The sequence below is a fragment of the Arthrobacter sp. USHLN218 genome (assembly GCF_037144715.1).
In the GTDB taxonomy this organism is placed as follows: domain Bacteria; phylum Actinomycetota; class Actinomycetes; order Actinomycetales; family Micrococcaceae; genus Crystallibacter.
On the sequence record NZ_JBBCYT010000001.1, the window covers coordinates 239,750 to 259,021 of the forward strand.

The window sequence follows — 19,272 nt, forward strand, 5'->3', positions numbered from 1 at the left end:
CCGGCTAAGGCTTCCCGTAGAGCCTCTCGACCTCGGTCGCGAAGTCCTCGATCACCTGGTTCCGCTTGAGCTTGAGCGACGGCGTCATGTGGCCCGAGGCCTCGGTCAGCTCCTGCCGCAGCACGCTGAACTTGCGGATCTGCTCGGCGCGGGAAACGAGGCGGTTGGCGTGGTCCACGGCCCGCTGCAGTTCGGCGAGGACGTCGGGATCCGTGGCTGCGGCGCCGATGTCCAGGTGCGGCTTGCCGTGGATGCGGCACCAGCGGGCCAGGCCCTCGGGGTCCAGGCTGAGCAGCGCGGCGACGAAGGGCCGGCCTTCGCCGATCACCACGCCCTGCGCCACCAGCAGATGCTCGCGCAGGGCATCTTCGAGCGGACCCGGCGCGACGTTCTTGCCGCCGGCGGTGACCAGCAGGTCCTTCTTGCGGCCGGTGATGGTGAGGAAGCCGTCGTCGTCCAGCCGGCCGAGGTCGCCGGTGCGGAAGAATCCGTCGGCGAATCCCGCGGCGTTGGCCTCGTCATTGTTGTGGTAGCCGCGGGTGATGCCGATGCCCTTGATCAGGACCTCGCCGTCGTCGGCGATCCGCACGGTGGTACCGGGTAGCGGCAGCCCGACGGTGCCGATCTTATTGCGGTGCGGCAGGTTGACCGTGGCGGGGGCCGTGGATTCCGTGAGTCCGTAGCCTTCCAGCACAGGGATGCCGATGCCGGTGAAGAAGTGCGCCAGCTCGGGGCTCAGCGCACTCGCGCCGGAGACGGTGAAGCCCACCTGTCCGCCGAAGGCCGCGCGGAGCTTGGCATAGACCAGCTTGTTGAACATGACCCGCTTGGCCTTGAGCAGCGGCGAGGGGCCGATGCCCTCGCCGCGGGCTTCGGCGTCCACGGCCTTGGACCAGGCGATCGCGGTGGCCGCGGCGGCGTCGAAGATCCTGCCCTTGCCGCCGTCCTCGGCCTTCTGCCGGGCGGTGGCGTAGACCTTCTCGAAGACGCGTGGCACTACCAGCAGGAACGTCGGGTTGTAGGTGCCCAGGTCCTCGATCAGCTCGCCCATGTTGGCCGTGTGCCCCATCTTGACGCCGGCGGCGAGGCAGATGACCTGCACGGCCCGCGCCAGCACGTGGGCCAGCGGCAGGAACATGAGCGACTTGGCGCCGGGTTCCTTGAGGATCTCGGCGAGGAACTCGGTGGTGTTGACGGCAAGCTCGGCGAAATTGCCGTGGGTGATGATGCAGCCCTTGGGCCGGCCCGTAGTGCCGGAGGTGTACACCAACGACGCCGGGTCCTCCAGGGTGCGCGACGTCCGCGCCTGCTCCAGCTCGTCATCCGTGACGTCCGCTCCCTTGGCCTGCAGCTCCAGCAGCCCGGAACCGGGTCCGGTCATCGTCCACACCGGCAGCCGCTCCGGCAGCTCCGCCATCGACCTCTCCACGGTGCCGGCCCGCGCGGCGTCCTCGGCGAAGACCAGCTTGGCGCCGGAGTCGGCGAGGATCCACTGGACCTGGTGCGGCGAGGAGGTCTCATAAATGGGGACGACGACGGCGCCGGCGTACCAGCTGGCCAGGTCGACGAGCGTCCACTCGTAGCGGGTTTTGGACATGACGGCGAGCCGGTCGCCCGGCTCGACGCCGGCATTGATCAGGCCCTTCGCCAGCGCGCTGACCTGGCCGTGCAGCTCGGCCGCGGAGACGTCGGTCCAGGCGCCGTCCCGTTTGACCGAGTAGAGGGCGCGTGCGGGCTCGCGCCGCTGCCGGGACACCAGCAGGTCGGTGATGTTGGTGCCCTCGGGCACCCGGGCCAGAAGTTCAGTTGCTGCTTCCCGCATCTGCGCGCCTTTCGTCGTTGAGGAGTTGGTCTAGTACGCCGGTCACACCCAGCTTGGCATCCACATCCGCCACCGCCAGTCCTGGTACGGAATCTGCTCCGCGGTCCAGACGGGCAGGAAGAACGCGGCCACCAGCAGCGCGGCGACCAGGAACAGGCCCACGATGACCAGGCCCTGCCGGCGCCGCCACGGCGGGTCGGTGCTCCGCCCCAGCACCAGCCCCAGCACGTAGGTCAGCCCGAGGATGAGGAAGGGTTCGAAGGCGATCGCGTAGAAGAAGAACATGGTCCGTTCCGGATAGAGGAACCAGACCAGGTATCCGGCGGCGATGCCCGAGAGGATGGCGCCGGCCCGCCAGTCGCGCCGCCCCAGCCAGGCGAAGACGACGGCGATCAGCGCCAGGGCGGCCGCCCACCAGATGATCGGGTTGCCCACCACGGTGACCGCGGTGGAGCAGTCCGCCACGGGGCAGCCGTTCACGCCCTGCTCTTCGCCCTGGTAGTAGAAGGACGTCGGCCGACCCATGAACAACCAGGTCCACGGGCTGGATTCGTACGGATGGGAGGAATCCAGTCCGCTGTGGAACGTGTAGGCGCTGCGGTGGTACTCGGCCAGCGAACGGAGCGGGTCGGGCACCCAGCCCCAGATACCGCCGCCGTGGTCGCGGGCCCACTGCCGGTCATAGCCGTCGTCCGAGAGGAACCAGCCGGTCCACGTGGCCAGGTAGGTGGCCGCGGCGAGCGGGATCATGGTGAGGAACGCGGGCAGCCCGTCCCGCACCACGCCGGCGGCGAACCAGTGCCGGATGCCGGCGACGCGGCGCGCGTTCATGTCCCACAGCACCGCCATCAGCCCGAAGGCCGCAAGGAAGGCCAGCGCCGACCATTTGGTGCCCACCGCCAGGCCCAGGCACACCGCGGCCGCGAGCCGCCAGGGGCGCCACAGCACCGGCGGCCCGTACAACAGGTCCGATTCCCGGGGAGTACCCCCGCCCCGGGCGAGGGCCGCCACCCCGGCGGCCAGCCGCCGTCGACCGTGTTCCCGGTCCAGCAGCAAGGCACCGAACGCGGCCACGATCCAGAAGCTGAGGAAGATGTCCAGCAGGGAGGTGCGCGAGTGCACCAGGTGATGGCCGTCGACGGCGGTCAGCAGCCCCGCGATGCCGCCGAGCGCCGTGGACTTGAACAGCTTCTGCGCGATCAGGGCGATGAGCAGGATCGACACGGTGCCCGTCAGGGCCGCGCCGAAGCGCCAGCCGAAGGCGTTGTCCGTGCCGAAGAGCGCCATGCCGAAGGCGATCATCCACTTGCCGACGGGGGGATGCACCACGTACTCAGGCTCGTCCCGGGGCTGTCCCGGGCTGCCGGCGTTGAAGGCATCGTTGGCGTCGTCCGGCCACTCCCGCTCGTAGCCGAAATGGAGGTAGGAGTAGGCGTCCTTGACGTAGTAGGTCTCGTCGAAGACGAGGGAGCCGGGTTCGCCGAGGCGGTAGAAGCGGAGGACGCCGCCGATCGCCGCTACGAGCACGGGGACCAGCCAGCCCCATGTCCCGAAGAACGCGGGGGAACCGAGCAGGCGCCGCGTCAGCACGGCTTCGGAGAAAGCGCGGGCGGGGGACTCGATCCAGCGCCGTTCGGCGGCCCGCGCGGCGCTGGTGGCGTAATTCACGTCCGCCATCCTACCCGCCGGTAACCTCAGGAGTGCGCCGCGGGGAGCCGCCGTCAGGGCGGCGGATCGACCCGGGGACGGATGAAGCCACCCTCCGACTCTAGGGCATCTGGCGGTCTGTGGAGGCACGCCGCTTTCCGGGGTGGCGTGGCTTCCAGAATCCTCTCAGCCGGTTGCCATAACGTTTACAGCGTGCCTAAGCCTCGTCTGTCCTTGCCGGATTCCCTCACCAAGCGCGGGAAGATCGCCCTCTTCCTGGCGGTCAGCATGCTGTGTGGCGTCCTCACGGCGGGACTGCTGGTTCCGGCCACGGCGGTGGCGGCGTCGGGCGGCAGCCAGATCGCGGAACTCTTCGAGCACCTCCCCGGCGAGCTGGAGCGCGGACCGCTGGATGCGCCGTCGAAAATCTACAGCGCCGACGGGAAGCTGATCGCCTCCTTCTACGCCGAGAACCGCGAGCCGGTGAAGCTGGAGGACGTTTCGCAGCACATGCAGGATGCGATCATTTCGATCGAGGACGCCCGGTTCTACGACCACGGCGGCGTCGACCTGCAGGGCATGGCCCGGGCGCTGGTGAACAACGCTGCGGGCGGCGGGCTGCAGGGCGCGTCGACAATCACCATGCAGTACGTCAACAACGTCCTGATCGACGCCGGTGTCCAGGCGGGCAAGCCGGTCGAGGAACTGACGATCAGCGGCACGAAGTCCCTGGCCGATAAGGTCCGCGAAGCCAAGCTGGCCGTCACGGTGGAGCGCGAGTACTCCAAGGACGAGATCCTGCAGGGCTACCTGAACATCGTGCTGTTCAACCGCCAGACCTACGGGGTGGAGGCGGCCTCCCAGTCGTTCTTCGGGATTCCCGCGAAAGAACTCAACATCGCACAGTCGGCCATGCTCGCCGGCATGGTGCAGTCGCCGAACTACTTCGACCCGGTGACCAACCCGGACGTCACGAAGGAACGCCGGGACATGGTCCTGGCGGCGATGCTGAAGAACGGCAAGATCACCGAGGCCGAATACAAGGAGGCCAAGGCGTCCAAGCTGGACCTGGACCCGCAGCCGATCCATTCCGGCTGCACGGCCGCGACGATGGGCGACTACTTCTGCAATTACGTGGAGAACCTGGTGCTGCAGTCCGATGTGTTCGGCAAAGATGCCACCGAGCGGGCGAGGCTGCTGGCCCGCGGCGGACTGACCATCAAGACCACGCTCGACTCCCGGCTGCAGAAGGAGGCCCAGGCACAGATCGAGAAGCAGGTGCCGATGGGCGACGAGTCCGGTGCCGGGTCCTCGATGGTTTCCGTGGAACCGGGCACCGGCAAGATCCTGGCGATGGCGCAGAACACGAAGTACAACCCGGAGCCCGCGGCCACCAACACCGAGCTGAACTTCAACGTGGACGCCTCCAAAGGCGGCACCCCCTACGGCTTCCAGCCAGGTTCGACCATGAAGCCGTTTACCACTGTCGCGTGGCTGGAAGCGGGGCGGGCCCTGAACGAGGTGGTCGACGCCAGCCGGACCTTCTACCCGGAGGGCTACGACTGGAAGGCCACCTGCGCCCCGAAGAACACCGTGTTCAGCCAATGGAGCTTCAAGAACGCGCTGCCGGGTTACGCCCGGCCGATGACGGTCAGCGAGGGCCTGACGAATTCGGTCAACTCCGCCACCGCCGCGCAGGCGGCTCAGCTGGATCTCTGCGACATCCAGGACGCCGCCACCCGGATGGGCGTGCACCGCGCCGTCGACGGCAAACCGCTGTCGGTCGCCAGCCCGTCCTTCATCATCGGCGGCCAGGAGGTCGCGCCGATGACCATGGCCGCGGCCTATGCCACGTTCGCTTCCGGCGGCCGCTACTGCGAGCCGATTGCGCTGCTGGAAGTCACGGACTCGCAGGGCACCAAGTACGACGTGCCGGACCAGAAGTGCAGCCAGGCTATCTCCAAGGAGGTCGCGGCCGCGATCAGCAAGCCGCTGCAGAAGCTCGTGGAAAACTCGCCCGGGAGCATCGAGCCGATCGGTGTGCCGGCGGCCGCGAAGACGGGTACCACGGACCTGTCCGAACAGACCTGGACCGTCGGCTACACGCAGGGCATTTCGACGGCGTCCTGGGTCGGCACCTGGCAGTCCTACTCCTCGCTGAACTACGTTCCGGTCAACGGGGTCGCCCGCGAGTTCGTGGATGGCTCCTCGATCGCCGGCGCGCAGTGGACGGGCTACATGAAGAACGTGGCGAAGTACTACAACACCGGCGGATTCGGCAGCGTCCCCGCGAACATGCTCTACCCGTAGGCGCTTTGCCCGCGGGCGCCGGCTGCGGGCTCCGGGCCGCAGCCCCGACCGGTAGGGTTGATGCTGTGAATGAGCAGGCAGCCGGCGGCCCCGGCCAGATCGTCCTGGCGGGAACGCCGATCGGCAACATCGGCGACGCCACGCCGCGGCTGGTTGAACTGCTGCAGACCGCGCATGTCGTGGCGGCCGAGGACACCCGCCGGCTGCATAAGCTCCTGAGCGCCCTGGGCATCACGGCCAGCGGGCGCATCATCAGCTACCACGAGCACAACGAAGCCACGCGCACGGCCGAGCTGCTCGACCTGGTCCGCGCCGGCAGCACCCTGGTCATGGTGACGGACGCCGGCATGCCCGCCGTCTCCGACCCGGGCTTCCGCCTGGTGGAGGCCGCGGTCACCGACGGCCTGGTGGTGACGGCCGTCCCCGGTCCGTCCGCGGTGCTGACCGCCCTCGCGTTGTCCGGCCTGCCGACCGACCGCTTCACCTTCGAAGGGTTCCTGCCGCGCAAGCAGGGCGAGCGGCAGGCCCGGCTGGCCGAGCTCGCCGACGAGAAGCGCACGATGGTCTTCTTCGAAGCTCCGCACCGGCTCGAGCCGATGCTGCGGGCCCTGGACACGGCCTTCGGCCAGGGGCGGCGCGCGGCCGTGTGCCGGGAGCTGACCAAGCTGCACGAGGAGGTCCTGCGCGGCCCCGTCCGCGAGCTGCTCGAATGGGCCGAGTCCTCCGAGGTCCGCGGCGAGATCGCCGTCGTCGTCTCGGGAGCCCCGGATGCCCCGCCCGAGCAGGCCAAGGACCACGTCGCGGAGGTCAACGAGCTGATCGGGCAGGGATCGCGGTTGAAGGACGCCGTCGCCGCGGTCGCCGCCGACGCCCGGATCAGCAAGCGGGAGCTCTACTCCGCGGTCCTCGCCGCCCGGCCGCCCAAGGCCTGAGCCCCCGGGTTTCCCCGGCGCGGGCCCCGTGCGGAGGGCCGTTTCGTCACACAGGATCGTACAAAGATCCTTTGTCTATCTGCACAGCACCTCGGATGTAATGTAGTGCAGTACCGCATTTACCGGCGTGAGGTTCAGCACCTACGGTGGATGCAGTAGGGCACTGAAGCCCGACCAATCACTTACCAACATTGGAGGCACCGCTATGGCTGAAACCGCCAACCGCGAAGCGGAACTGCTGGCAAAGGTTCCCACCGGTCTGTTGATCAACGGCGAGTGGCGCGACGCTGCCGGCGGCCAGACGCTGGACGTCGAGGACCCCGCCACCGGCAAGGTCCTGCTCACCATTGCCAACGCGCAGCCGGAAGACGGTGCCGCCGCAATGGACGCAGCTGCGGCCGCCCAGGCCGATTGGGCCAAGACCGCTCCGCGTGAGCGCGGCGAGATCCTGCGCCGTGCCTTCGAATTGGTGACCGAGCGCGCCGAAGACTTCGCGCTGCTGATGACCCTGGAAATGGGCAAGCCCCTGGCCGAAGCGCGCGGCGAGGTGGCCTACGGCGCCGAGTTCCTGCGCTGGTTCTCCGAGGAAGCCGTCCGGGTCGGCGGCCGCTACGCCACCGCGCCCGACGGCAAGAACCGCCTGCTGGTCCAGAAGAAGCCGGTCGGCCCCTGCCTGCTCATCACCCCCTGGAACTTCCCGCTGGCCATGGCTACCCGCAAGATCGCGCCCGCCGTCGCCGCCGGCTGCACCGCCATCCTCAAGCCGGCCACGCTCACCCCGCTGACCAGCCTGCTCTTCGCCCAGGTCATGCAGGAAGCCGGCCTGCCCGCCGGTGTCCTGAACGTCATCCAGACCTCCACCGCCGGCAAGGTCACCGGCCCGCTGATCAAGGACGAGCGGCTCCGCAAGCTCTCCTTCACCGGCTCCACCCCGGTGGGCCAGGCCCTCATCCGTGACTCGGCCGACCGCGTCCTGCGCACCTCGATGGAGCTCGGCGGCAACGCCCCGTTCCTGGTCTTCGCGGACGCGGACCTGGACAAGGCCGTTGACGGCGCGCTGGCCGCCAAGATGCGCAACATGGGCGAGGCCTGCACCGCGGCCAACCGCTTCATCGTGCAGGATTCCATCGCCGACGCCTTCGCCGAGAAGTTCGCCGCCAAGATCGCCGAGCTGACCCCGGCCCGCGGCACCGAGCCCGAGTCCAACGTCGGCCCGCTGATCGACGGCAAGGCCCGCGACGGCGTGCACGAGCTGGTCGAGGACGCCATCTCCCACGGCGCCAAGGCCGTGACCGGCGGCGCTCCGGTGGACGGCCCCGGCTACTTCTACCAGCCGACCGTGCTCACCAACGTCTCGCCGAAGGCCCGCATCCTGGCCGAGGAGATCTTCGGCCCGGTCGCCCCGATCGTCACCTTCAGCACCGAAGAAGACGCCGTGCGGCTGGCCAACGCAAGCGAGTACGGCCTGGTCGCCTACGTCTACACCAAGGACCTCAACCGCGGCCTGCGCGTGAGCGAGAAGCTGGAGACCGGCATGCTCGGCCTGAACGCCGGCGTCATCTCCAACGCCGCGGCACCGTTCGGCGGGGTCAAGCAGTCCGGCCTGGGCCGCGAGGGCGGCGAAGAGGGCATCGAGGAGTACCTCTACACCCAGTACGTCGGCATCGCCGATCCGTACGCGGACGAGCAGTAACCGACCTGCACCGGGCGGGGCGGCGGGCCACGGGCCTGCCGCCCCGCTTGTCGTTAAGCCCGCCGCGGCCATCACGGGGCGGACGACGGCGGTGCCCACCGGCGGTCCGGAGGCGGACGACGGCGGTGCCCACCCGGGCGGGGAAGGCTGCGGGTGCGTAGACTGGCCCGTGAACTGGCAGGTGCAGGAGGACGCATGGACGTGGACGAGTATTTTGATGGCGACGACCGGTCGATGCGGGAGCGGATGCTCGCCGGCGACCTGTACATCGCCGACGACCCGGAACTGGGCGCGGACAGCGTGCGCGCCATCGAGCTGGCGGACCGGTATGCGCGGGTCTGGCCGGGCAACCGGGAGGAAGCGGCGGGACTGCTAAAGGAACTTCTCGGGGCGCTGGGGGAGGGCACCGAGATCAGGCCGCCGCTGTTCGTCGACTACGGGAAGTACATCACCGTGGGCGCCCGGACCTTCATCAACTACAATCTGACCGCGCTGGACGTCGCCCCCATTACCATCGGGGACGACGTGCAGATCGGCCCGAACGTGCAGTTGCTGACGCCCACGCACCCGGTGCAGGCGGAGCTGCGGCGGGAGAAGCTGGAAGCGGCCAAGCCCATTGTCATCGGCGACAACGTCTGGATCGGCGGCGGAGCCATAGTCCTGCCCGGAGTCACCGTGGGCGAGAACACTGTGATCGGGGCCGGGGCCGTCGTCACCAAGGACCTGCCGGCGAACGTCATCGCCGTCGGCAACCCCGCCAAGGTCGTCCGCAGTATCTGATCCGGTGCAGCAGCCGATCCGGTGCTGCAGCTGCCGTCCGGATTGGCAGAGGCACGTCAGCGGCGGACGAACAGCGAGCGGGGGAACAGCAGGCCGAGTACACGCTGCCGCCACGGGCTATGCCTGCGCAGACCGCTCGCGACCGACTCGACGTCGCTCCATTGCCGCCGGCCGCCGGGTCCACCCCCGGCATCCGGAACAGCACCAGGGGCGGCGCCACCGGCAGCGGGGGAGCTAAGACGCACAGCGGCCGGGTTGGCGTAGGCCGCGACCTCGTAGTCCTCGCGGAGCCGGGATAGGGCGGCGGCAGCACCGCCGTCGAGCTCCTGTCCGAGCCGTCGCTCGAAGGCGCGGGCGGACTCCTGAGGCGCGGCACTGACGCCATAGTCGGCGGCGGCGTCACGGGCCTCGCGCCAGGCCACGAGGGCCGTATCGCGGCTGGGACTGTCCGCGGCGAGCAGTTGGTTTCGACGGCGGCGGGTGCGGGAGCGGCGGACGAGGCCCGGGGCGGCCAGCGCGAGCACCAGGATGCCGAGGCCGGCCGCGGTCCACAGCCCGGTAGCCGGGGCGTCCTGCGCGGCAGCCGAACCGCCTCGGGATTCCCCGGTGCGGGGCAGCTCGGGCTGGACCGGAGCGCGGTTGCCGCCGGGGTTGAGGTTCTCGCGCTCGGCCTGGTCCGGGACCGGCACAGTGGGCTGCTGCGCGTAGGCCGGGACGGCGCCGCGGCCGGGCGTGGGTTCGAAGGCGACCCAGCCGATGTCCTCGAAGAAGAGCTCGGGCCAGGCGTGGGCATCGCGGGAGTCGACCTCGTGCTCCGTCAGTTCCCGGCCGTCCACGTCCACGGTCTCGCCGGTTTCGCGGCCCGGAGCGTAGCCGACGGCGATGCGGCTGGGGATGCCGGCCTCGCGGGCCATGATGGCCATGGTGGCGGCGTAGTGGACGCAGTAGCCGGCCTTCTCTTCCAGGAAGGCGGCGACCACTTCGAAGCCGCTCTGGTCATACCCGCCGTCCACCGGCGCCTGCTCGGAGTACACGAAGCCGGGGCCGCGCAGGTAGCTCTGGATCGCCATCGCCTGTTCGTACGGCTCCTCCAGCCCGTCCAGGACCTCCTCGGTGGTATCGACGATGATGTCCGGCATGTCCGAGGGCAGCCTCGTGAAGATCTCGTCCACGCGCGGAGACTCCAGTGGATCCGCGTCCTGCAGGTTCTCCCGGGTCAGGTCCGGGGTAACACTGCGGACGAGGTAGTCCTGGTCGGCGCTGCTGGTGCCCAGCGACGCCTGGACCGCAAGCGTTCTCGGGTCCCAGGACCAGTCCCCGTCGAGACCGCTGATCTCGGTGGGGGCATAGGGGGCCGGCAGCCACGGGCTCGTGAAGGAACGGGTTTCGATGGCGGTCGTCGTCACGGTGCCCTCGTCCAGGAGCTCGCGGATCCGCGGGGTGCCCATTTCTTCAACCCCTTCGCGTTGATCATCCCGGGTGTCCGTGGGGCTCCAGCGGGCGCCCGTGAGGTTCTCCAGGGTGACGGTCCGAAGGTACAGCGGCGTCTTCGAATCGGTGGCGTAGGTTATCCGACCGAAAGCGCCGGGCCGGCGCAGGTTGTCGCCGAGGCTGAGGATGGGGTTGAGGCCCGTCGGCGCGCCGAGCCAGTCCAGCCGGGAACCCTGCGGGAAGGCGCCGGTGGTGAAGCCGGGGATGCCCAGCGGCAGCAGCAGGGCGAGGGCTAGCGCGCCGGCGCCGATGCCGGCGGCGCGGCCGAACTGGCCGGCGGCGGTCCGGCCGGGCGGCGCCTCGTCCAGTCCGTCCAGCCACTGGGCCGCGGCAAGGATCGCCAGGTACCCCGCGGCCGCCGCGAGGAAGCCCGCCGGGCCGAGGCTGTGGGGCTTGATGATCGCCGGCACTACCAGGATGGCCAGCAGGGCGAACCCGGCAGCAGCCGGCAGCTGGAGCGGCACGGCCATGGTGTCCACCAGCAGGGCGACCAGGCCCACGCCGACGCAGGCGACCATGACGATGCCCGGGGAGGCGAGCACCGGCGCCACCTGGGAGATCACCGCGTCCTGCGCGTCGGCGATCAGGAACTCCAGCGCCCGCAGGCTTCCCGGCCCGGGGATCACGAGGAGGACGCTCGTCGAGGACAGGAACAGTGCCGTCACGGAGCCGACCAGCCCGGCCAGGCCCAGCAGCGTTCCTGCGACCGGGGACCAGCGCATCGCCCTGGCCAGGCCCGGTCCTGCCTCCACGGCCAAGACGGTAATGATCACCGGCCATAGCCAGCTCCAGTGTTCGATGACACCGTGGATGTTGGTCGCCGCCAGGACCGTGGCCAGGGCAACCGCCCCGGACATGAGCCACGGTGCAAACCCCGGAACGCGCCGTCGTCGTTCGCCGCCCTGGGACGGCCGGTCCGGCGCCACGGGCCGTTCCAGCATGGCAGTCATCGCGCCACCTCGGAGGGGTCGGCGGCCGCCGCGTGCCGGCGCCAGCCGCCGCGGGCGGTGGCCGCACTGACCGGGGATACGCCGTCGAAATTGCTCCACGCCGCGGCGTGCGATGCCTTGGCGCTCACCGCCACGGCCCGCCAGCCGGCGTCGCGCAGTGCCTGGAGCGCTGGCGAATCGTGCGGGTGGTCGCAGACGATCAGGGCAAAGGCGTGCGATCCGAACTCCGCCGCGGGTGCCAGCCGTGCAGCGTCCTCCGGCCCGATGTTGCCCAGCACTGCCAGCAGCGGGCCCTTGAGCTTGTGCGCAGCGAGCTTGTCCATGAGCCGGTCGCTGAACGCCTCGGTCTCCGCGTGCGGACGCTCGGTCCGCCGGTGCGGTTCCCCGGCCAGCCCCAGCGCGGCCAGCCCCTCGGCCAGGTTCTGGTAGCCCGGCAGCCCGGTGAAGCTCTCGTCCCCGGGCCAGGGGGCAGACGGCGACCGGAGCGTGCCCGGATCGCCGTGGCAGTCCAGCAGGCGGACGGTGTAGTTGCGCTGGATGAAGTCGTGGGCGGCGGATACGACGGCGGTGATCGCCCATTCGAACGACGGCGAGGTGTGCAGCAGATCGCCATTGTCCTCATGCGCGCCGGCGTGCGAGGGAAGGAAGCCGGATTCGAAGAGTGAGGCGCGCTGGTCCAGGATGATGGTGGCCTGCGGCGTGGTGACGGATTCCTCCTGGCGGACCATGAGCTCGCCCTGCCGCGCCGTGGCCGGCCAATGGACGCGGCGCATCGGGTCGCCGTGCCGGTACTCGCGCGTCATCACATCATCGTCGCTCGGGTTGGCCTGCCGGCGCGTTGTCGCTGTGCCGTCGGTGCCGCGGGCGGCAGTGAGCGAGGTGGCCGGCAGCTCCAGCGGGGCCGGCGTGACGACCAGGCGGGAGGCCTCGCCGAGGCTATGCCGGTGCCGGGCCAGCCCGAACGGGTCCTGGAAGTCTGCCGTGACCGGCCCGATCGCAAACACGCCGCGCCGGGCCGAGCGCAGCCGGTATTCGTAGACGCTCTCGCCGGCGGCCGAGGGGAAGCGGGCCGGGAACCGGAAGGAGGGCGGGCGGCCGAAACGCGTGGGCAATTGCTCCTCCATGTATGCCGTGCCGAAGCCCTTGTTCCGGCGCAGGACAAGGTGGACCTGCGTCACGAGGCCGGTTTCCACCGACTGCGGACGGAATCTGCGTTCGACGGCGAAGCGCGGCTTAAGCAGGACCATCGCCGCGGCGGCGGTGAGGGGCAGCGCGGCCAGGAAGACGGCCAGCGTCAGCAGGTCCCGCCGGCCCAGGATCTGTGCCAGCAGCAGGACGGCGACGGCGGTGGCGACCATGCCCCAGCCGCGCGGCGTGATGTAGCGGGTGGGCAGCCAGCCGAGCCTGTTCATGGCCTGGCCTAGGAGGCCGTGCGGCGGGCTTCGGCTCCCACCGGAACCTTGGCCAGGATGCCGGCGACGATCCCGGAGGCGTTTTCGCCGGCGGTGATGGCCTTGCGGTCCAGCATGAGGCGGTGGGACAGGACCGACTCGGCCACCGCGCCCACGTCGTCCGGGAGCACGAAGTCCCGGCCGTCCAGCGCGGCGGCGGCCTTCGCGGCGCGCAGCAGCTGCAGCAGCGCGCGCGGGCTGGCGCCCAGCCGCAGGTGCGGGTGCTCGCGGGTGGCGCGGCCGATGCCGACGACGTACTCCTTCACCGCGGGGGAGACGTACACGTCCTGCACGGTCGCCACCATGGCCCGCACCTCCCCGACGCCCACCACGGGGCGGATCTCCCGCAGCGGCGACGTCGACTGGTGGGTCTCCAGCATCAGCATCTCGGCGCGCGGATCCGGGTAGCCCATGGAGATGCGCGCCATGAACCGGTCGCGCTGGGCCTCGGGCAGCGGGTAGGTGCCCTCCATCTCGATCGGGTTCTGGGTGGCGACCACCATGAACGGCGCATCCAGCGTGTAGGAACGGCCATCCACGGTGACCTGGTGTTCCTCCATGCATTCGAGCAGCGCGGACTGTGTCTTGGCGGAGGCCCGGTTGATCTCGTCGCCGATCACGATGTTGGCGAAGACCGGCCCGGGGCGGAACTCGAAGTGGTGCTTGTCCTGGTTGTAAATCGAGACGCCGGTGACGTCCGAGGGCAGCAGGTCCGGGGTGAACTGGATCCGGTGGACGCTGCAGTCGATGGTCCGTGCCAGCGTCTTGGCCAGCATGGTCTTTCCCACGCCCGGTACGTCCTCAACCAGCAGATGTCCCTGGGCGAGCAGGACCGTCAGCGCCAGCCGCGCGGCTTCCTGCTTGCCCTCGATCACGGTGTTGATCGAGGCGAGGATGCGCCCGCAGGCGTCATGGAAATCAGCCAGCGGCAGTCGGTCGGCAGGCTCCGGTCCGCCGGTGTCTTCCTCGGAAGATCCGGAGCGGACGGAGCCGGTGGCTGCAGTGTGCTGAATATCCATGCCGAACCTTCCGCATCGCCTTCCCCGCAGGCGGGATGTAACCACAGTACTGGCAGAAGTTTCACCGCGGTAGAGCCTGAAACGACTCTTTCGCATATCGTTGGCGCCGCAGCCGTACTGTTGAATCATGCCTGAGAACGCCCTAGCCGTGCCCGGAGAGACACCCGCCGCCTACCTCCCGGAGGAGGCAGCGCCGGAAGGAGGGCGCACCCGCAGCGCCGAAGAGGAGAAGAGCGGCCGGCGCCGCCGCCTGGAATACCCGCCCGCGCCGGAACCGCTGCCGGTGCCGGTCATGGACAACCACACCCATCTGGACTTCGGTGATGGCGACGTCTCCGTGACCGTGCGGGACGCGCTGGACGCCGCCGAGGCGCTGGGAGTCAAAGGTGCCGTCCAGGTCGGCTGCGACCTGGAGTCCTCCCGCTTCACCGTGCAGGCGGTGGAGGCGGACGCCCGGCTCCTCGGCGCCGTCGCACTCCACCCCAACGACGCCCCGCCGCTCGCCGCGGACGGCCAGCTCGAGGAGGCCCTCGCCGAGATCGAGCAGCTGGCAGCGCACCCGCGGGTCCGCGCCATCGGCGAAACCGGGCTGGACTACTTCCGCACCCAGGGAGAGGGGCTCAAGGCGCAGGAGTACTCGTTCCGCCGGCACATCGACATCGCCAAGCGGCTGGGGCTGGCCCTGCAGATCCATGACCGCGACGCGCACGACGACGTGGTGCGGGTGCTGCGCGAGGAGGGTGCCCCGGAGAAGGTGGTCTTCCACTGCTTCTCGGGCGACGCCGGGCTGGCCCGGATCTGCAACGAGCACGGCTGGATGATGTCCTTCGCCGGTACCGTCACGTTCAAGAACGCCCAGGACCTGCGGGATGCCCTGTTGGTGGCCGATCCGGCGCTGGTTTTGGTGGAGACCGATGCTCCGTTCCTGACCCCCCATCCATACCGCGGCAGGCCCAACGCCAGCTACATGGTTCCCTACACCCTGCGCTCGATGGCGGCGGTCCTGGACAAGGACCTTGGCTTGTTGTGCGAGCAAGTGGCGGGCAACACGGAAAAAATTTACGGACGATGGAACGACTAAACTACCGGTCGGTATCTTTCCTAGTCAGCTCGGCGTTTCACGCGTTTCACCGGCGCTGACTTGGGTCTTCGCCGCGTGTCCGATCCGTGACATTTGCCCCGATCCGGTTTTGCGGCAAGTCACGGTTCGATTACGGTAGGGGACTATTGGCCGGGGTCGGGGAAGGCATCCGGACAGTACACTCCGCACCGAGGTTGGTTGGACGTTCCGTTCGTACGCCCAAACAGTCTCCAGTTTGGTTTGCCTGCACAACGCATCGTGCCGTGGGATTCGGCGCGCTACTGCTCGTGTCTTCATGTCCCCGTGCCCGGATGTTCGAGACAAAGTTGGGTACCGTGGCAAACGCACTGAAGAACCGCTGGGTGAAAATCACCGGGCAGGTGGTCGTGATGACCGCACTCGTTTTTGGCCTCGTGGCCTTCGTAGGCAACAACAAGAGCGTCACCCTGACCGTCGACGGACAGGCAAGCAACATCTCCACCTTCGGGACCACGGTGCAGGACGTGCTCGACGAAGCCGGCGTCCAGGTGGACGGATACGACGAGGTGACTCCCGCCGTCGCAACCGAAATCAGCAACGGCGGCAGCATCCAGGTCATTACCGCCAAGCCCGTGAAGCTGACTTTGGACGGCTCCAGCAAGACAGTGCAATCCACCTCCGCCACGGTCAAGGACCTGATCAACGAACTTGGCGTCGAGGAAGACTCCGAACTCTCCGCGCCCCTGGACGCCGACCTAGCCTCCGTCAGCAACGTGGTGATCTCCACGCCCAAGACCGTCACCATCACCGTGGACGGCAAGACGAAGGACAAGATCACCACCGCCGCGACCGTCGGCGACCTGCTCACGGAGCAGAAGATCACGCTGGGCAAGGACGACGAGCTCTCCAAGCCGAAGTCCACGCCGGTCAAAGAGAAGCTGAAGCTCAAGATCACGCGCATCGACCGCGACCAGAAGATCGAGATCACCGAGCCGATCGCGTTCGAGACCGAGACCAAGAAGGACTCCTCGATGTACGAGGACGAAAAGGTCGTCACCCGCACCGGCATCGCCGGCGAGCGAACCAAGACCTACGCGCTCGTGCTGGTCGACGGCAAGGAAACGGAGCGCGAGCTGGTCAAGGACCGCGTCACCACCGAGCCGGTCAGCGAGAAGGTCTCCGTCGGTACCAAGGAGCGGCCGAAGCCGGAGCCCAAGGCGGCCGACAAGACCGACGTCGGAGGAGCCTGGCAGGCCCTCGCCCAGTGCGAATCCGGCGGCAACTGGTCCATCAACTCAGGCAACGGCTACTACGGCGGTTTGCAGTTCAACCAGAGCTCCTGGCTCGGCGCCGGCGGCGGCAAGTACGCCCCGCTGCCGCACATGGCCAGCGCGGCTGAGCAGATCGCTACGGCCGAGGTGCTGCGCAGCAACGGCGGCTGGGGCCACTGGCCGGCCTGCGCCGCCAAGCTCGGGCTGCTCTAGGCACCCCGAGGGGCGCGGGCGGGAACGTCTGCCCCTGCCGTTTGGCTCATCGCGTTGGACCCCTGGGAAACCGGGGGTCCGACGCGTTTAACGGACGGGTCGGGGGAGCCGTTGCCGGGCGACTGTACTTGTGGCAGGAAGGCCGATCTGCCCGTTCCACCTGCCACGGCGACGAGGCATCGTGTCCCAACTTCCCTCGATTAGGCACTCGTTTCCTGCTTTAGGCTTCAAGCAAGCCCCTGACATGGGCCGACGCGGGAGCCCGCTGGGAAGCGAGGGAATTTGAGCCCAAGTTCAGGACTTGCAGCCCAAGTTTTGGCTGCTCGCGGCTGCCCGACGTCGACGATGCCGGAGATTCTTCCAAAACCCGGACGGGAACGGAGCGGAAGACAGGCCCAGTGCTGGCGGCGAGGCCTGCACTGCGGGTGGCGGCGGGCCTGCACTGCGGGTGGCGGCGAGGCCTGCGCGGCGCGGCCGCGTCCTCGAGGCGTGGCCCGGTCCGGCCGGCCCCGGGCGCGAAGGCCGGAGGGCTCGAAGGCCCTGGTTCGCTGCCGCCCCGCGGGTGTCCGGCGGCGCCGAGGGTTACAGGCCGGTTAACGGGCGGGCGGGGTTGTATGGCTACGATGGCACAGTGACAGATGCTAATGCCTCCGGCCAGCCCGGCCAGCCCCAGTCCGATTCCGGGCGGGGGCCTGCCGACGATGCGGCCGGGGAACGGCCGTCGGCGAAGGGCCCGGCCACCGATGCGGCCGGTGCCGGGGTCCCCGTGGCGGGTTCCGGGCACGACGGCGGGTCCGGGACGCAGCGCGGAACCTTGCCTTTGCTGGGGGCTGCGGATATCCGCCGCTTGGCGGAGGAACTGGATGTCCGGCCGACGAAGACGCTGGGGCAGAACTTCGTGATCGACGGCAACACCATCCGCAGGATCGTCGCGGCCGCCCGCGTGGAGCCGGACGAGACGGTGCTGGAGGTCGGGCCCGGGCTGGGCTCCCTGACGCTGGGCCTGCTGGACGCGGCCGCGCACGTCGTGGCGGTCGAGATCGACCCCAAGCTGGCCGCGAAGCTCCCGGACACCGCGCAGAAGTTCCGGCCCGACGCGAACGGACGGCTCGACGTCGTTCTGGCCGATGCGATGCGGGTGACGGAACTGCCGCGGGAGCCGTCCGCACTGGTGGCCAACCTGCCCTACAACGTGGCCGTGCCCGTGGTGCTGCACCTGCTGGAACATTTCCCGTCGCTGCGGCACGGACTGGTGATGGTGCAGGACGAGGTGGCGGACCGGCTGGCGGCCGTGCCGGGCTCGAAGATCTACGGCGTGCCCAGCGTCAAGGCCGCCTGGTACAGCCAGATGCGCAAGGCCGGGGTGATCGGCATGAACGTGTTCTGGCCGGCGCCGAAGATCGCCTCCGGGCTGGTCGGGTTCACGCGGCGCGAGCCGCCGGCCACCCGGGCAACGCGGCAGGAGGTCTTCGCGGTGATCGACGCGGCCTTTGCCCAGCGGCGGAAGACGCTGCGCGCGGCGCTGGCGGGCTGGGCCGGGAGCGCCGCTGAGGCGGAGGCTGCCCTGCGCGCGGCTAATGTGGATCCCGGAGCGCGCGGCGAGGTGCTGGATGTCGAGGCGTTCGCCCGGATCGCCGAATACAAGCGGCCCCCGGTGGCCTGAGCTGGAAATTCGCACTGTGGAGGCAGCCTGATGAGCAAGACCCGATCCGTCCGCGTGATGGCCCCGGGCAAGATCAACGTGTCCTTCCGGATGGGGCCGCTGCGGCCGGACGGCTACCACTCGGTCGCCAGCGTGTACCTGGCTGTCTCGCTCTACGAAGAGGTCACGGCGACCCGGCGCGACGACGACCAGGTCACCGTGAGCGTCCGCAACGGTTCGCCGCTGCCTCTGGACGTGGAGGACATCCCGCTGGATTCGTCCAACCTCGCGGTCAAGGCGGCGGAGCTGATGCGTTCCCTGACCGCCCAGTCCACCGGCGTCCACCTCGACATCGTCAAGCGCGTGCCGATTGCCGGCGGCATGGGCGGCGGTTCCGCGGACGCCGCCGCGGCGCTGGTCGCGTGCAGCGCGCTCTGGGACACCGGGTTCTCCCGCGACGAGCTGGTGCGGATCGCCGCTGACCTCGGCGCGGACGTGCCCTTCGCCCTGCTCGGCGGCGTGGCGGTGGGCCTCGGCGTGGGGGACCAGCTGACCCCGGCGCTGGCCCGGCGCGACCTGCACTGGGTGCTGGTGCCGGCCTCGTTCGGACTCTCCACGCCCAAGGTCTACGCCACCGCGGACCGGCTACGCGAGGAGGCCGGCTTCACCGCGACGGACCCCGAGAACGTGGACCCCCGCATCCTGAAGGCCATGCACGCCGGGGACGTGGACGGCCTGGCCAACGCCCTGGGCAATGACCTGCAGGCCGCCTCGATTGAGCTCGCGCCGGAGCTGGCGGATATTCTGGACCTTGGCATCGCCGAGGGCGCGCTGGCCGGACTGGTCTCCGGTTCCGGCCCTACCCTGGCTTTCCTGGCCGCGGACCGGCTGGACGCGGAGGAGCTGTCCCAGCGGCTGTCGGACGTGGCCGGCGTCGCGGCCCTGGCCGTCCATGGGCCCGTGCACGGCGCCCGCATCATGGCCTGACCGG

The 19,272-nt window shown here is 69.5% G+C and carries 13 protein-coding genes; 8 read left to right on the plus strand and 5 right to left on the minus strand.

Going from position 1 to position 19,272, the window contains the following annotated elements; all coding sequences use genetic code 11:
* Positions 1-4: 4 nt before the first annotated feature.
* Positions 5-1,822, minus strand: coding sequence for an AMP-dependent synthetase/ligase (locus tag WFH44_RS01105; RefSeq protein ID WP_336711064.1), 1,818 nt, complete (start codon positions 1,820-1,822; stop codon positions 5-7).
* A 42-nt stretch (positions 1,823-1,864) separates the two neighbouring features.
* Positions 1,865-3,499 (minus strand): dolichyl-phosphate-mannose--protein mannosyltransferase, encoded by a 1,635-nt coding sequence (locus WFH44_RS01110; protein ID WP_336711066.1) that lies wholly within the window; start codon positions 3,497-3,499, stop codon positions 1,865-1,867.
* 183 nt (positions 3,500-3,682) lie between these two features.
* Between WFH44_RS01110 and WFH44_RS01115 the strand changes: the two genes are divergently transcribed.
* From WFH44_RS01115 to WFH44_RS01130, 4 genes are all read left to right on the plus strand, one after another.
* Complete coding sequence (locus tag WFH44_RS01115; protein ID WP_336711067.1) at positions 3,683-5,779, plus strand: transglycosylase domain-containing protein; 2,097 nt, start codon at positions 3,683-3,685, stop codon at positions 5,777-5,779.
* 65 nt (positions 5,780-5,844) lie between these two features.
* Positions 5,845-6,711 carry a 16S rRNA (cytidine(1402)-2'-O)-methyltransferase gene (gene rsmI, locus WFH44_RS01120; protein WP_336711069.1) on the plus strand — a complete coding sequence of 289 codons (867 nt, stop codon included), beginning with the start codon at positions 5,845-5,847 and terminating at the stop codon, positions 6,709-6,711.
* Positions 6,712-6,916: 205 nt separating this feature from the next.
* Complete coding sequence (locus tag WFH44_RS01125; RefSeq protein WP_336711071.1) at positions 6,917-8,404, plus strand: NAD-dependent succinate-semialdehyde dehydrogenase; 1,488 nt, start codon at positions 6,917-6,919, stop codon at positions 8,402-8,404.
* Positions 8,405-8,599: 195 nt separating this feature from the next.
* A complete protein-coding gene (locus WFH44_RS01130) occupies positions 8,600-9,184 on the plus strand; it encodes a sugar O-acetyltransferase (protein WP_336711074.1) in 585 nt (194 codons plus the stop codon).
* Positions 9,185-9,240: 56 nt separating this feature from the next.
* On the opposite strand, the gene WFH44_RS01135 is transcribed toward WFH44_RS01130, so the two are convergent.
* Genes WFH44_RS01135 through WFH44_RS01145 form a run of 3 tightly spaced genes read right to left on the minus strand, consistent with a single transcriptional unit; the run spans position 9,241 to position 14,095 of the window.
* Positions 9,241-11,625, minus strand: a complete 2,385-nt coding sequence (locus tag WFH44_RS01135) for a DUF3488 and transglutaminase-like domain-containing protein (protein ID WP_336711076.1) — start codon at positions 11,623-11,625, stop codon at positions 9,241-9,243.
* Positions 11,622-13,037: a DUF58 domain-containing protein gene (locus WFH44_RS01140; protein ID WP_336711078.1), complete on the minus strand. Its 1,416-nt coding sequence runs from the start codon at positions 13,035-13,037 to the stop codon at positions 11,622-11,624. The genes WFH44_RS01135 and WFH44_RS01140 overlap by 4 nt, the downstream gene beginning before the upstream one ends.
* Positions 13,038-13,045: 8 nt before the next feature.
* Positions 13,046-14,095: an AAA family ATPase gene (locus tag WFH44_RS01145; protein WP_336711080.1), complete on the minus strand. Its 1,050-nt coding sequence runs from the start codon at positions 14,093-14,095 to the stop codon at positions 13,046-13,048.
* A 127-nt stretch (positions 14,096-14,222) separates the two neighbouring features.
* Between WFH44_RS01145 and WFH44_RS01150 the strand changes: the two genes are divergently transcribed.
* From WFH44_RS01150 to WFH44_RS01165, 4 genes are all read left to right on the plus strand, one after another.
* The gene (locus WFH44_RS01150) at positions 14,223-15,176 is read left to right on the plus strand and encodes a TatD family hydrolase (protein WP_336711082.1); all 954 of its coding nucleotides are present in this window, start codon (positions 14,223-14,225) and stop codon (positions 15,174-15,176) included.
* Between the two features lie 335 nt (positions 15,177-15,511).
* Entirely contained in the window at positions 15,512-16,639 is a 1,128-nt protein-coding gene (locus tag WFH44_RS01155) for a ubiquitin-like domain-containing protein (protein ID WP_336711084.1), read from the plus strand.
* A 766-nt stretch (positions 16,640-17,405) separates the two neighbouring features.
* Positions 17,406-18,302, plus strand: coding sequence for a 16S rRNA (adenine(1518)-N(6)/adenine(1519)-N(6))-dimethyltransferase RsmA (rsmA, locus tag WFH44_RS01160; protein ID WP_442892860.1), 897 nt, complete (start codon positions 17,406-17,408; stop codon positions 18,300-18,302).
* Positions 18,303-18,332: 30 nt separating this feature from the next.
* Positions 18,333-19,268, plus strand: coding sequence for a 4-(cytidine 5'-diphospho)-2-C-methyl-D-erythritol kinase (locus tag WFH44_RS01165; RefSeq protein ID WP_336711087.1), 936 nt, complete (start codon positions 18,333-18,335; stop codon positions 19,266-19,268).
* The last annotated feature ends 4 nt before the right edge of the window (positions 19,269-19,272 follow it).

Excerpts from the sequence above, each read along its gene's own strand:
- WFH44_RS01125 (WP_336711071.1), top strand. The coding sequence starts at position 6,917 with ATGGCTGAAACCGCCAACCGCGAAGCGGAACTGCTGGCAAAGGTTCCC.
- WFH44_RS01145 (WP_336711080.1), bottom strand. The coding sequence starts at position 14,095 with ATGGATATTCAGCACACTGCAGCCACCGGCTCCGTCCGCTCCGGATCT.
- WFH44_RS01150 (WP_336711082.1), top strand. The coding sequence starts at position 14,223 with ATGCCTGAGAACGCCCTAGCCGTGCCCGGAGAGACACCCGCCGCCTAC.
- WFH44_RS01130 (WP_336711074.1), top strand. The coding sequence starts at position 8,600 with ATGGACGTGGACGAGTATTTTGATGGCGACGACCGGTCGATGCGGGAG.
- WFH44_RS01140 (WP_336711078.1), bottom strand. The coding sequence starts at position 13,037 with ATGAACAGGCTCGGCTGGCTGCCCACCCGCTACATCACGCCGCGCGGC.
- WFH44_RS01110 (WP_336711066.1), bottom strand. The coding sequence starts at position 3,499 with ATGGCGGACGTGAATTACGCCACCAGCGCCGCGCGGGCCGCCGAACGG.
- WFH44_RS01105 (WP_336711064.1), bottom strand. The coding sequence starts at position 1,822 with ATGCGGGAAGCAGCAACTGAACTTCTGGCCCGGGTGCCCGAGGGCACC.
- WFH44_RS01165 (WP_336711087.1), top strand. The coding sequence starts at position 18,333 with ATGAGCAAGACCCGATCCGTCCGCGTGATGGCCCCGGGCAAGATCAAC.
- WFH44_RS01135 (WP_336711076.1), bottom strand. The coding sequence starts at position 11,625 with ATGACTGCCATGCTGGAACGGCCCGTGGCGCCGGACCGGCCGTCCCAG.